Below are 15,635 nucleotides of genomic sequence, written 5' to 3'. Positions count from 1 at the left end.
TTTGAATCATACTTATTAATTATTTAATACTGAGAAATATGATGAAAGTGATGCCAAAACTAAACCCGAAAGGATGGGATGAAATGTTCTCCAATGAAGGCGTTAGAGATTCCTATGCTCAAGTCCTCCAAACGTTACAAAACCTAAATCCGGAAAGTCTAAACGATAAACAAATTCAGGCTTCGGATTTGTTCATGAATCAAGGTATAACATTCACAGTATATAGTGACAATAATCAAGGTATTGAAAGAATATTTCCTTTTGACATCATTCCCAGAATCATTACAAAAGCCGAATGGAGCGAAGTGGAAACTGGAATCAAACAACGATTAAAAGCCCTAAACTTGTTTTTGGAAGATGTATATAATGGCCAACACATTATAAAAGATGGCATAATTCCTGCTTCATTAGTTGCGTCTTGCCCACATTATATACAAGAAGTTCACGGTATAAAAGTACCTCATAACATTCATGTACATATTGCTGGGATTGATTTGATTCGAGGAGCAAAAGGTGAATTTTACGTTCTTGAAGACAACCTACGATGTCCCAGCGGCGTGAGTTATATGTTGGAAAATCGCGAAATCACCAAACGAATTTTCCCAGACATGCTAAACTCCAACAAGGTAAGCATGGTAGGAAACTATCCGATGATATTTCATAATATCCTTGTATCGTTATCTCCACGAAATGTATCCAATCCCAACGTGGTTTTACTCACACCGGGAGTCTATAATTCGGCATATTATGAACATACTTTTTTGGCTCGGCAAATGGGAATTCCGCTTGTAGAAGGAAGAGACTTGGTCGTTAATAACAATAAAGTGTATATGAAAACCACTTCGGGATTGCAGCAAGTAGACGTGATTTACCGACGTTTGGATGACGAATACCTAGATCCGTTGGTTTTCAAACCTGAAAGTACACTGGGAGTTCCTGGACTAATTAGCGCTTATCGTCACGGCAATGTAGCCTTGGTAAACGCCGTTGGAAATGGTGTTGCCGATGACAAAGCAGTCTATGCTTACGTTCCCGATATGATAAAATATTACCTTAACGAAGAACCGATACTTAAAAATGTGCCAACATACCAAATGGAAAACAGAGCCGAAAGAGAGTTGGCATTTGCTGATATGGAAAATATGGTGATCAAAGAAACCAATGGAAGTGGCGGTTACGGAATGATCATGGGTAACAAAGCTACCCAAGAAGAACTCGAAAATGGTAAAAGAGCCATTCTTGCCAATCCCAGAAATTTTATCGCACAACCTATCATTCAACTCAGCACCGTTCCATGCTTAATAGATGGCCAATTGAAATTACGCCATGTCGATCTAAGACCCTATGCTTTATGTGGACCCAATGGAGTAGAAATTGTGCCTGGAGGACTAACTCGAGTCGCACTAACAGAAGGTTCATTGGTTGTAAACTCCTCTCAAGGAGGAGGAAGCAAAGACACTTGGATCATAAAGTAATTTCATTTTAAAATTTAAAATGAATCAAAATGAAAACAAAAAACCTAAACACAGAAAAAAACGACAAACCAATGTTTGCCTTTTTACCAGAAATGGTTTTAGACCATTTGAACGAAGCGACACCAAATGAACCTACTGCAGAAATTTCAAACGAACCTGTAATTCAAAAAATAACAATATCAGCAGAACCTGAAATACCAAATTTAGAAGATTCACTTATTGAAATTCTCCCAAAAAAAGAAAATACAAAACCCATTAAAACTGTATATGAACCTATTTCGGAGAAACCAAACAGTAAAACAGAAGACAATTTTATTATCCAATTTTTAAATAAAATCAAAATCTATTTATCTAACTTTTTAAATCAATCAAAATGGAAACAAACATGCTAAGTCGAGTTGAATCTCAAGTTCCTATCATAGAATCTATAATAGAAATCATTGTAGAACCTATTATCCACAAATGCTAACGAAGAAAACACAATTATCCGATTTCTAAAAATTTATATCACCTTTAAAACCTATTCAGATGAAGACAAAAATGCCAAGTGAAGTTACAAACGGAATGTTTTTACTCAACAGACAAACAGAATCTCAGGCACCTATCGTAGAGTCTATCATAGAAACTATAGTAGAACCTATTATTTACAAGTGCTAAAACAGAGCACTATTTAGGTACTAATTTTCAGCTGGAGTGAACTTGTCAAGTTATGGGATCGCGTGAGGGATAAAGCAAGGCGCCATACGCACGCGATAGCCCGACGCTGTTGAGCAAAGTGGCCATATAAACGGCATTACAAATAAGCCCCTTTGCTCAACAGGGGCACGCCTACACAAACTTTTGCGAACTAACGCAATAAATAATTAAGGTTGAAAAAACTACAATTATTCGATTACTACTGAAAAGCTTTTTTTACAATTTATAAATCGAATCAGATGAAAGCAAATATGCTAAGTAGAGTTGCAGACGGAATGTTCTGGCTCAACAGATATATGGAAAGAACAGATGGCATGTTGCTAACTCTTAACACCAGTTACATTCTGTCATTTGACAAAGAAACAGACGATTGTCAAGGTTACAAACCTTTACTGAAATATTATACCGACTTGACCTACGATCAAATAAACGAGGTACAATATGATACTAACTTTGTACTGAAATATATTATTTGCGATAGTTTGAATCACAATTCAGTCAAAAATTTGGTGGTAAAAGCGCGCGAAAACGCCAGAGGTTCCCAAGATAAAATAACCAAAGAACTTTGGGAACATATCAATTCATTGTATCATTTCATGAATTCTCCAGATCTTCCTAAAAAACTAGAAACTTCGGACGCATTGCAAATTGTAAACAAACTCAATAAAGATCTATTACTTTACAATGGTATAATGCATGTAACAATGCCAAGGGGACTGGGCTGGAGCTTCTCGAATATTGGTAAACTGATAGAAAGATGCTTACAAACCATATCGATGACTCAAGCTTATTATGCTCCTATCAACTACAATTTGGACGGAAATGAAGACGTAATGTACTGGAGAAGATTATTACTCTCTTTATCGGGTTACGAACTGTACCTTAAGAGTTATAGCAACATCAAGCACAACCGAAAAGTGGTGCAGCACGTAATTTTCAATCAAGATTTTGCCCATTCTGTGATCTATACACTAGAATTAATCAATAAATATTTGGATTGCCTGGTTAAAGACAGTGAAATAAGCGACGCCAGAAAACTGTACAATCAATTTGGAAGATTAAAAAGCTATGTAGACTTTACTGACTATCACCACCTTACTAACAAACAACTAGAAGAAGTTTTGGAAACTACAAAAACACAGCTGACACAATTTTCGGTTGATTTTTCAAAATTATTCTTTTCCTACACCTAATAACCTATGGCAATATTCAAAATAGTTCACATTACAAAATACCAATACAACTGGCCCATAAAAGAAAGTATAAACGAGGTGCGACTATTTCCTCATAATTTTTGCAATCAAGAAGTCATCGACTACCAACTCTTAATTACCCATGATCCAGGCGTAGAATATTATCAGGACTATTATGGTAATCGTGTTGCCAATTTCAATAATCTCAACTCGCATGAAGAAATGGTAATCGAATCCCGCATGACGGTTGTCGTAAATCATTCGCTAAAAATACCAGCAATTGACAACATCACAGTCAAAGACTTAGAGAACGAAAAAAGTAAAAACATAACCTTATTAAGACTGAGTTATCCTGAAGTCATTCAAAAACAACAGGAGATTGAAGCTATTTTAGCAGTAATAAATGTAGCCAACAAACCTATAATAGAAATTGCGCAATTATGCAATCATTACATATTCAACAACTTTACATACACTAAAGGAATTACGAATGTAGAAACGACAATAGATGAAATTTTAGAAATTAAAAAAGGTGTTTGCCAAGACTTTGCTCATGTATTATTGCAGTTGGTCCGTACTCTGGGTATCCCTGCGAGATATGTAAGTGGATACATTTGCCCTTACGAAAGCGGATTACGAGGTGAAGGAGCAACACATGCCTGGATCGAAATATACACGCCTACTCAAGGATGGTTGGGTCTCGATCCAACCAACAATATTTGGACAATGGGCAATCACGTAAAACTGGCTGTAGGCAGAAATTTTTATGACTGTACTCCAATTAAAGGAACGTTCAAAGGACTGGCAAGACAAACATTATCCGTTTGTGTTTCTATAGGTTATGAAGACGGCAGGCATTATGAAGAAATAAATGATGTCCTTCTGGAAGAAATGCCTCAGGAAATAAACGAACAAATAAGTTATATTGAGCAACAACATCAGCAGCAGCAATGATAATCCAAAATAAATATTAAGCCGCTTGTTCAAATGCTATGAAATTTACTAATTTCCCTTTTTTATTAAAAATTGGAAAACCTTCAATATTGCAATAATAGAGCTCTCCATTCTTTTTATAATTCAAAACCTGCTTCACGAATGGTTTTTGCAATGAAATAGCTTCTCTAATTTCGATTGACGTTTCTAAAATGGTTTCTTTTCCTTGGAACATTTTTGGACTTTGTCCTAGAACTTCTTTTTCGGCATAACCATTCATTTGTTGCATATTATGGGATGCAAAAACAATTTGCTGTTTGGCATCTGTAATGAGAATAACCTTTTCTTTCAACTTATTCTTAAAATCCCAATTTGTACTTTCCCATTTTTGTTCATGGGACAAATTCAATATTTTATGGGTATCTAAAACTATGTTCTTTATTTGTTTTTGAAAAGAGTTACTAAAACCCCAAGAAATTATCGGAATTGCATTCCATTTCGAAGAAGAAAAATATTTTGCCTTGGCGTTATTACCATCAATTAAAGTTGCCATAATTTAAGTTTTAATATTCAAATATAAAAACAATCCAAAGAACACAGCACTATTCATAAGAGTTTAACTATTGTTGAACCAAATATTTATGAAATCAAAAATCAAATTTGAGCTGTACCACTATTGTTTTTTTTATTTCAGTATTTAAATTGCTTAAGGAGATTCCAAGAAGACGAACCGAATCTTTCATCTTTTCTTGATATAATAATTCCTTAACTGTTTCGAAAATCAATGCTTTGCCAGATATAAAATAAGGCATTGTTTTGCTTCGCGATTGTTGCGTAAAATCACTGTATTTGATCTTGAGCGTTATTGTTTTACCCGAAATCTGATGCTTTTTTAACCGACGCTCCAATTCCATAGCTATTTTTTCGAGCTTTTCAATCATGAAAATTTCAGAAGATAAGTTGATATCAAAAGTATGTTCTGCCGCAACCGACTTTGTAATTCGATTCGATTTTACTTCACTGTTGTGAATGCCACGAACTACATTATAATAGAAACCACCTGACTTGCCAAAATGTTTTTCTAGAAATTCGACTGGTTTGGTTTTAAGATCCAAACCAGTAAAAATTCCAAGTTGAAACATTTTTTCGGCTGTAACCTTTCCTACTCCGTAGAATTTTTGAATGGGTAATTGTTCCAAAAAAGGAATAACTTCATCTGGATTGACCGTTTTTTGACCGTTGGGCTTGTTGTAATCGCTGGCAATTTTAGCTACAAATTTATTAACCGAAATTCCAGCCGAAGCCGTTAATCCAACTTCATTAAATATTCGTGTTCTGATTTCTTGTGCCAATAAACTGGCGCTGGGATTGCCTTTTTTATTTTTTGTAACGTCCAAATACGCTTCATCTAGCGAAAGTGGTTCCACCAAATCGGTATAATCACGAAATATTTTATGGATCTTTTTGGAGATTTCTTTGTAGCGATCAAAACGGGGGCTCACAAAAATTAATTCCGGACAATTTTTTTTGGCCAAAACGCCACTTATGGCAGAACGAACGCCAAATTTTCTGGCCTCATAACTGGCAGCCGAAACAACTCCACGGTTTTCGGCACCACCAACCGCAATGGGTTTTCCACGCAACTCTGGATTATCCATTTGCTCTACTGAGGCATAGAAAGCATCCATGTCGATGTGTATAATTTTTCTATGTGGAAGCGGTTCGAGCATGTTACAAATTTAGAAACGTTTTGAAAAAAATGGAACGAAGGAACTGTTAAAAAAATAAATGAATATCTTTGATGCATGCATTAGCCCAGATGGAAACGACATCTCCCGATTTAAAAAAACAAGGCCTTTTTGCCGTAGTTTTTGTTAATCGGGAATATAGTGGACAGCTGGATTAAGCTCCTAAAAAAACATACAAATGCTAGAAATAGAAAGAAAATTTTTGGTTACTTCAGATGCATTCAAACAAGAATCTTTTACCCAAAACAGAATAAAACAAGGCTATTTGAGTTCCGTTCCCGAAAGAACTGTAAGAGTACGCATAAAAGGAAATAAAGGTTATTTGACCATCAAAGGAGTCTCCAACGAATCAGGCATGTCCCGTTTTGAATGGGAAAAAGAAATTCCTGTAGCCGAAGCTGAAAAATTATTGCTTTTGTGTGAAACTGGTGTAATTGACAAAACCCGATTTGAAGTCAAAACGGGTAATCATATAGTAGAAATAGATGAGTTTTATGGGGAAAATGAAGGTTTAATAATGGCTGAAATAGAATTGCAGTCCGAAACAGAATCCTTCGAAAAACCAATTTGGTTAGGAGCTGAAGTAACGAATGACCAAAGATATTACAATGCTTATTTGAGTAAGAATCCCTATAAAAATTGGTAATCTTATTTTCGTAATTCCTCTATTTTTACAATCACTGCGCCACTACTTTTGTTGGATGTAATATCCATAAAGGCTTTTTTACTTAAATCAATTTCTCTTCCTCTTGCAAAAGGACCTCGATCTATTACTTCGACAACTACCGATTTACCATTGGCTTCGTTTGTAATTCTGAGCTTGGTACCGAAAGGGAATTTTCTATGCGCGGCGGTTAACTTTTTGTTGTCAAATCGTTTTCCGCTTGCTGTTTTTTTTCCATTAAATTTATCATGGTAATATGAGGCATGGGCATTTTTTTTGAAAAACACAAACTTTCCAGTTTCAACAATTACAGTATCTGGGGCGACTACAACTGGTTCAACTACTTTTTCGACAACCTTATTTGTTTTTTTTACAGTGTCTTTATTTATGGAAAATTTTTTGCTGTTTATAATGGAACTTTGACTACTTACCAAACCAACATTGGCTAGTAAAAATAAAAGTATGATTATTTTTTTCATTTATAGTTTATTAGGTGAAACTTTGAATCGCAAAAAAATTATGGGTAAAAAAAAGTCCTTTTCAGGACTTTTAAAATGGGTTTAGAACCACAAGGACCAAGGAATTCTGCTTAAAATAAGGACCAATCCTAAACCGTAAAATATAGAAAAGGTTTTAAATTTTGATTCACTTGTTGCTAATTTTTTATGTTTTGACCAACCAATCGTAATTAAAGCAATAGCAATTAAATTGATTAAAGGATGTTCCAATGAAGTCAAACGTAAAGCTTTATCAGACATTTGTCCAAAAGATGCCAATCCTAGTGGAGAGACAAAATATAATATTAAACCAATCAATAATTGAGTGTGTATTCCAATTAATCCAAACAAAGCAATTTTTCTGTCTTTTGGAGTAAATTCTTTTTTAGAAGACATTCCTATGATGGCATTAATAACGGCGACAATAAGAACTAACAATGCAATATAAGCCCAACCTGAGTGAAATTTTTGTAAAATCGTGTACATAAATAAAATTTTAATTTGAACAAATATAAGCAAAAAAGTCATAAAAAAACCCCAATACACTAAAAAGCGATTGGGGGTTTCTGAACTGTATTTTGATTCTTTTTTTAGAAATCGTAACGTAAACTAAAGTTCCAAGTTCTTCCAAATCCGAAGAAAACTTGATTGACATTAGCAACACCATTATAAAGCATATTGTTTGAAGCGTATGTCCCTTTTGATGGGTTTTTTGAATCTATATTATCATCAGCAAAGAAGTTAGATTTAGATTCAGCAATATAAATCTCATCAAATACGTTGTTTACATTCAATCTGAAATTTACTGATTTATCTTTTTTTGCCCCTACAAGCATTTTGTAAGTGAATCCAGCGTCAACCAATCCGTAAGATGGCAATTCCAAAGATCCTTTATTGTCAGCTGCCGTGAATTTTTCAGGCGAAATTGCTGCATATAAATGGTTGTTATAATTATAATTAGCATCCACAGTAACCCTTTCCAAAACTTCATAAGAAGCTCCCAAAGAAGCTGTCATTTGAGCAGCATCACCTACTTTAACTTTATCCATATATAAAAGTGACTTACTCAATTCTACGTTAGCCGAATTGTATAATGTTGAATTAGCATTACCACTATATTCCCAGTTTCCATAAGAGAACATTCCATTAACTTTGAATTTATCAGTAATTCTAGCGTTTCCTTCAAATTCAGCTCCCATGTGTGTTTCACTAAGTCCTGTGTAATCATAATACCCACCATTATTCGTATCTGTATTAGAATCATTTATTCTTAAATTTCTATCATCCCAAGTAGTATAATAAACATTTACATTGGCAGAGAAAATTCCAGAACGGAAACCGTAACCACCTTCAACACTCATGATTTTTTCATTTGTCAAATATGGATTTACAATATTAGCATTTCCAGGATATACCGCATTAAAAAATGGTTGTTTCGAATAATATCCAGCATTAACGAAAACATTATGCTGCTCATTGATATTATAGTTAACTCCTCCTTTTACGTTACCGCCAAGAATATTCTCGTAACCAGAATTAGAAATTGGATCTGAACTTAAATATTTAAAATAATCTACTCTTTCGAAACCTTGTTGAGAAATGGCTCCTTGAATAAATGCAGTCAAATTATCTTTAGAATACTCTAATTGAGTAAAAGCTCCATACCAGTTAACATTTCCATCATTGTAAAAATTGATTTTATCTCCAGCTGTAGCATTTGAGAAAGGGTTCCCAGAAGGACTCACAGTGTAGGTGTTTGTCAAGATTCTTTTTGGATTATTCTTATCAGTATTATCATAATACTCATCAGCTCCTAGCAAATTATTTAAATTTTGATAGTGAATACCTACATAAGTTCTTGCGTCAATCCCTAAATCCCAAGTTATGTTCTCTGTGAATTTTTTATTGAAATTGATTACACCACCATACCAGTCATGAGAGTTGATAGATGAAATTTGAGAAATACCCGAAGTACTATTATAAACATATGGATCAGTTGCATTTCCTTTACCTTTTCTACCTGTATCTGAACTGTTTTGAAAATTACCGTTAATTTCCGTTCTTGTTCTAGCCACACCATTAATCATAACTGTTTGACCAGAGTTGTAGGCTTGAATTTTACCAAAATCCACTAACCCATCAGCAGTTCTAAAAGCATCATTTGTATAAGTAAATCCTCTTACACCACCTGCACCTCTAGCTCCACCTCCACGACCCCAAGAACCGTAAAGAACAGTTGACAATTTTGAAGTTTCGTTGATTTTGTAATCCCAGTTAAAAGAACCAACTGGTTTGTGAAAATAGTTTCTTGTCATTGCAAACTTTTCTCCATTCAAATATCCCCAATCAGAATTGTATCTTATATTTGGTTCTCCATCAACTCCATATTTTTGATATTGAGCGATAGTAATACTTGAATTTCTTTGGTTGTGCCATTGTGGCGCTCCTGTAAAAGTAAATTGAAAATCGTGTTTGTTGTCTTTTGTAGTATAACCCAAAGCTACAAAATAGTTGTCTCCTACAAAATCAGTTCCATCTACATACCCATCTCCCATTGTGTGACTATATAAAACAGAAGCTGAAAGTCCATTCTCCAATTTACCTGTAGAATAAGAAGCTTGTGTTTTTAGATAGTTTGCATTTCCAAAAGAAGATCCAATAGAACCTCCTTCTTTTTGATCAGAAGTTTTAGTCAATATATTTATTGTTCCTCCAACAGATGCAATAGCTAATTTTGAAGATCCTAAACCTCTTTGTACTTGCATCGCAGAAGTTACATCAGATAATCCAGCCCAGTTACTCCAATATACAGAACTGTTTTCCATATCATTAACAGGTACACCATTAATCATAACCGCAATGTTATTTTGGCTAAATCCACGAATACTTATTCTTGAATCTCCAAATCCACCACCACCTTTTACAGCATAAACTGAAGGTGTGTTCTTTAAAACTTCAGGAAATTCTTGAGTTCCCAATTTTTGTTGAATTTCTGTTGCTTTAATTGTAGAAACGGCAACAGGAGTTTTTCTGTCTTTTGCAACGTCTACAACAGTTGATTTAACAACTATTTCACTCAACTGATTAGAATCAGCCACCAAAACAATGGTCCCTAAATCTGTAGTTCCATTGTTTGAAGTTGTGAAACTAACTGTTTGGTTTTCGAAACCAATGTAAGAAATAATTAATTGTCCGGCATTTACAGTAGAACTGATAGTAAATTTACCATCAAAACCTGTTGAAGCACTTGCTGATGTACCTTTAATAGCAACATTTGCTCCAGGTAAAGGATTTTGACCATCTGTAATAGTTCCAGTAATTTTTCCTTGTGAAAATACGGTTGTAACCACTAAAAATAGCAATCCAGAGAGTAACCAATTTTTCATTGTCTTCATTCTTGTTAGTTTAAATATTTTTGGCAAAATTATAACATTTGAACGAATTAATGTTAAGAAAGCTTTAATAAATTGCAGTTTTAATAACTTCTAAACACAAAAAAAGCATATTGAAATTTTATTGTTAATGTTTTAACAATTTACCTTTTTTTAATTTAAAAAAATAAGAATTTAATACCTGTTTTCATGTATATGGCTATTTGTTTTTTCATCAGAACATACAAATTTTAATTATTATCCAACAAAAAAGGCTCTGATTATAAAAAATCAGAGCCTTTTATTATCACAGACGCAATCTACTTGCTTTCTAAAAAATGATTCAATAAAAATCCTGTAGAACTGTCATGATTCTTAACTTGTTTACTATGAATCTCCTCTAATATAGAATTGGCCAATTGTTTTCCAAGTTCAACTCCCCATTGATCAAAACTAAAGATATTCCATATTATTCCTTGCACAAAAATTTTATGCTCATACATTGCAATCAATGAACCTAAAGATTTTGGTGTCAATTTTTGAATCAAAATAGTATTAGTTGGTTTGTTTCCAGCAAATACTTTAAACGGTAAAAGAACACTTGCTTTCTCTGCACTTAGTCCTTGTTTATCAAACTCAGCTTGTACTTGTTCTCCTGACTTTCCATTCATCAAAGCTTCTGTTTGGGCAAAAAAGTTTGACATCAATTTATCGTGGTGATCTTCGTCTCCGTATAATGGTTTTACAAATCCAATAAAATCAGAAGGTATCAATTTTGTTCCTTGGTGAATTAACTGAAAAAAAGCGTGTTGCGCATTCGTACCTGGTTCTCCCCAAATAATAGTTCCCGTTTCATAATTTACCGGTTTCCCATCACGTCCCACACTTTTACCATTACTTTCCATTGTTCCTTGTTGCAAATAAGGAGCTAGTTTTTGCAAATATTGTGTATAAGGAATTAACGCTTCGCTTTCGGCACCAAAGAAATTATTGTACCAAACACTCAATAAGGCTAGTGTTACAGGAATGTTTTTGTCAAAGTCAGTTGTTTTGAAGTGTTCGTCCATTTCATTGGCACCACTTAACAAATCATTGAAATTATCGAAACCAACCGCTAAGCTTATCGAAAGTCCCACAGCGCTCCATAACGAAAAACGCCCTCCAACCCAGTCCCACATTGGAAATACATTGTCAGGATTGATTCCAAACTCAGTTACTTTTTGAATATTGGTTGAAACTGCAACAAAATGTTTGGCTACATCTTCTTGGCTCGCCGATTTTAAAAACCAAGTTTTAATGGTTTCAGAATTCGTTAAAGTTTCTTGAGTAGTAAATGTTTTAGAAACAATTACAAATAAGGTAGTCTCAGGATTTAGCTTTTTAACTATTTCCTGTACATGATCGCCATCAACATTGGAAGCAAAATGTACGTTTAAATGATTTTTATAATATTGTAAAGCTTCAACCGCCATAACAGGTCCTAAATCAGAACCACCTATACCTATATTAACAATATCTGTAAATGGTTTTCCTGTATATCCCGTTCTTTTGCCAGAAGTGATTTCGTTTGTGAATGATTTTACTTTATTTTTTACCGCATACACTTCAGGCATAACATTGATTCCGTCCACGTTAATCACGGCAGATTCTTTGGCACGCAAAGCAGTATGCAAAACAGCTCTATTTTCTGTTTGATTAATAATGCCCCCTCCAAAATAATCGGAAATAGCATTTTTCAAACCAGTTTCGTTTGCTAACTCAAGTAACAAATCAATTGTATCTTGATTAATTCTGTTTTTGGAATAATCAACCAAAAAATCATTCCATTTCAAATGGAATTTTTCGGTTCTTGAAGTATCGGCCTTGAACATTTCTGTCATTGAAGCCTTTTGTATTTCATTATAGTGTGCCTGTAGTTTTTTCCAAGCAGAAGTTTCAGTTGGGTTTATTGTATTTAAAGCCATTTTAATTCTAGTTTTTTATAATTGTGCAAATTTACTGAAATAAGTTTGATTGGACTAAAATCAGCACATTATATAACAATTAAATTCAAATTAAAAGAATAAATTAACTTGGTTTAAATAAGATTAAAAATTGTGTTTTCTATAAATTGGAAACACTATCCAATTCAAATTTCAATGGCTCGATTTTCTTTAAGAAACGTTCTTTGTTTTTTGGATTCATCGGTTCTCCATTTGGTAATTTCAAACGTAATGCATCGACTTGAACTCCATTTTTCCAAAAACGATAGCATACATGTGGTCCAGTTGCCAATCCTGTACTCCCAACCAATCCAATAGTTTGTCCTTGATTAACATGTTGCCCACGCCTTACGAGTATTCGAGACATGTGCAAATATTGAGTAGAATACACCTTGTTGTGCTTCACTTTTACAAAGTTACCATTCCCAGCAGTATAACCCGTTTGCTCCACGATCCCAGCAGCTGTTGTAGAAATTGGCGTTCCATATGGCGCTGCATAATCGGTTCCTTTGTGCGCTTTCCATATTTGTTGCACGGGATGAAAACGATTTGAAGTAAAATGAGAGGTAATACGGCTAAACTTTATTGGTGTTTTAAGGAAAAAATTCTTCAGTGTTTTCCCATCCTCATCATAATAATCCATTTTACCTGAACCTGGATTTTGTTCAAATGGAAAAGCATAAATAATTTTCCCTTTGTATTCAAAAAAAGCTGCTTCAAGACTGTCTACACCATCATATATAGAATCGTTGATGTATCTTTCGGTAAAAGTCAATCCAAAACGATCCCCTTTTTTGACTTTAAAAAAATCGATAGACCAAGCAAAAATCTTTGAAATTCTCGTTGCTAAGCCGCCTTCTACATTTGCGGCCTCAAGTGTTTCAGATAAAGATCCTTTTAAGACTCCGCCAATAGTTCGTCGTTTTAATGTTAAAGGCTTTGTTTTTTTATAGGCTTTTGCTATCGAATCACGCAAATCAACTACATAATAATGCAATGCATCAGGTTGATATATAAAAACATTCAATGAATTGGTTTTATTCTTAGAACGAAGTAGCGTGTAATGTTTGTTTAATCTAATGGTACGCACATCGAAAGTATCTTTTACCTGCGCAACAATATCATATACTTGCTTGTCTCCAATATTTTGATTTTGCAAAATACTTCCAAAAGTATCTCCTGACTTTACAGAATCTTGAACAATATTAAAATCAGAAAATTTAAATCCGAAATCACTCTTTTTGGACTTTGGAACCACTTGATCTTCTATGATATCCTCACTCCTATTGCAGGAGATTAAGGAAACCAGCACCATTAAAATTACAATTACGTTCTTCAAATTATCTCTTTTTATTTTTATTTTTCTACTCCCCAATTAGTCAGTTCCTCTTCATTCCACAATTCTGGAAAGAAAATCCTTCTTTGATATTTTGGGTGCATGTATTTTTTCCAATCACTTCCTCCAGTGGCCTCACCATCCCCTTTTCCGTTATCAATATATTTTCTGGCCGCATTAAGGTGCCCCATCACCCAAGTAATATTTACCGTGTGATCATAATGACGCATGGCTTTCACTAATTCAGGATTTTCTTTATCCACATCTGGCAGCTGCTTGAATTTTTGCCAAAGATTAATAGTATTGTATTCTTTCATTTGAGTGATAAATGCGGCTTTGTATTTGCGCTCAAATTCCAACAACAAATAGGATTTCTCGCCTGTTTGATGGTCTTTTCCTGCAGCTTGCCAATACATGTGATCCAACGCATGCTCATACGGCGTGTTCCTGTCAATTGTGGCACGAAAACGGTAATCAATAAGGTTAATCAAATCAGTCGAGGCGATTTCTATCATTCTGTATTGTGCACTTTGGAAACCACTTGCAGGAGTTAGTGTATTTCTAAATTTCATATATTGCTCCACCTCCATACCATCTCCCATAATATCAAAAGAGGTGGTCAGCATATCAAAATAACGACTTACTCTCATTAACCGCTCTGTAAAAAATTCTGTTGTTAATTTTTCGGCATAAGAGATTTGATGCATTTCCCAAAGGATCATTTTAAAAAGTAATTCGTTGACTTGATGATACATAATAAAAACCATTTCATCTGGAAGTGTTGTTCTTTGAATCTGTAAATTCAATAATGCATCCGTTTGGATATAATCCCAATAGGTAATTGGTTTTGACCAAAGCAATCCTTCAAGGTGTGTCTCCGTTTTTTGATTTATAGCTTTGAATTTCTGGTCAATCTCTTCCAAAATTGATGCTGTGGTATCATTTATTGTCATTTTGCTTTTAATTTAAACGGATTATTTAGTCCTTTGTACTCTTCCAAATCGGCTTTGAGTGACCCTACCAAAAGAGTCGCTTTTATTCGAATCGGAATCTTATTGTAGTCGTCTGAAATCCAAATTGTTAAACTTTCTTCTTCTTTGAATATCCGTCCAGACTGAACCAAAGGTCTAAAAATCATGGTAGAAACAAGTCCAAATTTAGTTTTAATATCTTCTCTACCTATGAATTTTAACTTAAATTTTGTAATCTCATTATCAAAAAACATATCAATTATAACCGATTCCCCAGGTTTAATTTTATTGACATTGGGATAATTCCGTAAATAATAAAAAGAAGACAAAATGTCTTGAGCATTTTTAGGAAAGTCAAATGATTTTTCGGTTTTGTGCTTGTAATCTTTCACAATGATTTTATTGGTTTTTTGATTGAAAAAGCCTTCTTGGTTTTTAGTATATCCGCCTTCGTCAATTTTTCGAACAAATTTATACGGATTCCTGGTAACCTTATCAATGTAGCTTTCGTAAACATCTTCAACATTAAAAAAGAATTTGGTCATACCGGTAGAAAATCCTTTTCCAATAACATGGTAAACGGACTGGTTGTTTAGTCTAGCATCTTGAACTTCAATTGTAGCATAACCCGCATTTATAATACCGTAATGCACTCTAAATTTCAGATATTCACCTTCAGAAAAAGCTTCCTCTTTTTGAGTATCGAAGCCTAAAGTGAATATCACTAACAAGAAAATTATACTTTTTTTCATGGATTCGATACATTACA

The 15,635-nt window shown here is 34.1% G+C and carries 15 protein-coding genes; 6 read left to right on the top strand and 9 right to left on the bottom strand.

Translation table 11 applies throughout. The annotated features are described in order from the left end of the window. Positions 1–38: 38 nt before the first annotated feature. From KZH69_RS01145 to KZH69_RS01130, 5 genes are all read left to right on the top strand, one after another. A complete protein-coding gene (locus KZH69_RS01145) occupies positions 39–1,475 on the top strand; it encodes a circularly permuted type 2 ATP-grasp protein (RefSeq protein ID WP_219315626.1) in 1,437 nt (478 codons plus the stop codon). A 29-nt stretch (positions 1,476–1,504) separates the two neighbouring features. After that, a complete protein-coding gene (locus KZH69_RS01140; RefSeq protein WP_219315625.1) occupies positions 1,505–1,867 on the top strand; it encodes a hypothetical protein in 363 nt (120 codons plus the stop codon). 136 nt (positions 1,868–2,003) lie between these two features. After that, positions 2,004–2,132: a hypothetical protein gene (locus tag KZH69_RS20425; protein ID WP_255557615.1), complete on the top strand. Its 129-nt coding sequence runs from the start codon at positions 2,004–2,006 to the stop codon at positions 2,130–2,132. A 278-nt stretch (positions 2,133–2,410) separates the two neighbouring features. Then, positions 2,411–3,364 (top strand): alpha-E domain-containing protein, encoded by a 954-nt coding sequence (locus KZH69_RS01135; protein WP_219315624.1) that lies wholly within the window; start codon positions 2,411–2,413, stop codon positions 3,362–3,364. A 6-nt stretch (positions 3,365–3,370) separates the two neighbouring features. Continuing rightward, positions 3,371–4,318, top strand: coding sequence for a transglutaminase family protein (locus KZH69_RS01130; RefSeq protein WP_219315623.1), 948 nt, complete (start codon positions 3,371–3,373; stop codon positions 4,316–4,318). Between the two features lie 16 nt (positions 4,319–4,334). Here the strand turns inward: KZH69_RS01130 and KZH69_RS01125 are convergent, their stop codons facing one another. Beyond that, positions 4,335–4,850 carry a PAS domain-containing protein gene (locus tag KZH69_RS01125; protein WP_219315622.1) on the bottom strand — a complete coding sequence of 172 codons (516 nt, stop codon included), beginning with the start codon at positions 4,848–4,850 and terminating at the stop codon, positions 4,335–4,337. Between the two features lie 94 nt (positions 4,851–4,944). Next, positions 4,945–6,027 carry a DNA polymerase IV gene (gene dinB / locus KZH69_RS01120; RefSeq protein WP_219315621.1) on the bottom strand — a complete coding sequence of 361 codons (1,083 nt, stop codon included), beginning with the start codon at positions 6,025–6,027 and terminating at the stop codon, positions 4,945–4,947. 196 nt (positions 6,028–6,223) lie between these two features. Between dinB and KZH69_RS01115 the strand changes: the two genes are divergently transcribed. Beyond that, complete coding sequence (locus KZH69_RS01115; RefSeq protein ID WP_219315620.1) at positions 6,224–6,691, top strand: CYTH domain-containing protein; 468 nt, start codon at positions 6,224–6,226, stop codon at positions 6,689–6,691. A 2-nt stretch (positions 6,692–6,693) separates the two neighbouring features. Here KZH69_RS01115 and KZH69_RS01110 read toward each other — a convergent pair whose 3' ends face one another. The 7 genes from KZH69_RS01110 to KZH69_RS01080 all read right to left on the bottom strand — a co-directional run bounded on the left by KZH69_RS01110 (position 6,694) and on the right by KZH69_RS01080 (position 15,618). Then, positions 6,694–7,188 (bottom strand): septal ring lytic transglycosylase RlpA family protein, encoded by a 495-nt coding sequence (locus tag KZH69_RS01110; RefSeq protein ID WP_219315619.1) that lies wholly within the window; start codon positions 7,186–7,188, stop codon positions 6,694–6,696. Between the two features lie 81 nt (positions 7,189–7,269). Next, positions 7,270–7,692 (bottom strand): hypothetical protein, encoded by a 423-nt coding sequence (locus KZH69_RS01105; RefSeq protein ID WP_219315618.1) that lies wholly within the window; start codon positions 7,690–7,692, stop codon positions 7,270–7,272. A 104-nt stretch (positions 7,693–7,796) separates the two neighbouring features. Next, a complete protein-coding gene (locus KZH69_RS01100; RefSeq protein ID WP_219315617.1) occupies positions 7,797–10,601 on the bottom strand; it encodes a TonB-dependent receptor in 2,805 nt (934 codons plus the stop codon). Between the two features lie 296 nt (positions 10,602–10,897). Continuing rightward, complete coding sequence (pgi, locus tag KZH69_RS01095) at positions 10,898–12,541, bottom strand: glucose-6-phosphate isomerase (RefSeq protein ID WP_219315616.1); 1,644 nt, start codon at positions 12,539–12,541, stop codon at positions 10,898–10,900. Between the two features lie 139 nt (positions 12,542–12,680). After that, positions 12,681–13,898 (bottom strand): M23 family metallopeptidase, encoded by a 1,218-nt coding sequence (locus KZH69_RS01090; protein ID WP_219315615.1) that lies wholly within the window; start codon positions 13,896–13,898, stop codon positions 12,681–12,683. A gap of 17 nt (positions 13,899–13,915) precedes the next feature. Beyond that, entirely contained in the window at positions 13,916–14,848 is a 933-nt protein-coding gene (locus KZH69_RS01085; RefSeq protein WP_219315614.1) for a tryptophan 2,3-dioxygenase family protein, read from the bottom strand. After that, entirely contained in the window at positions 14,845–15,618 is a 774-nt protein-coding gene (locus KZH69_RS01080) for a DUF3108 domain-containing protein (RefSeq protein ID WP_219315613.1), read from the bottom strand. The genes KZH69_RS01085 and KZH69_RS01080 overlap by 4 nt, the downstream gene beginning before the upstream one ends. Positions 15,619–15,635 lie beyond the last annotated feature (17 nt).

Origin of the sequence: Flavobacterium taihuense (assembly GCF_019351435.1) — a bacterium.
Taxonomy (GTDB): Bacteria; Bacteroidota; Bacteroidia; order Flavobacteriales; family Flavobacteriaceae; genus Flavobacterium; species Flavobacterium taihuense.
This window is presented reverse-complemented; position numbering and strand designations above follow the sequence as displayed.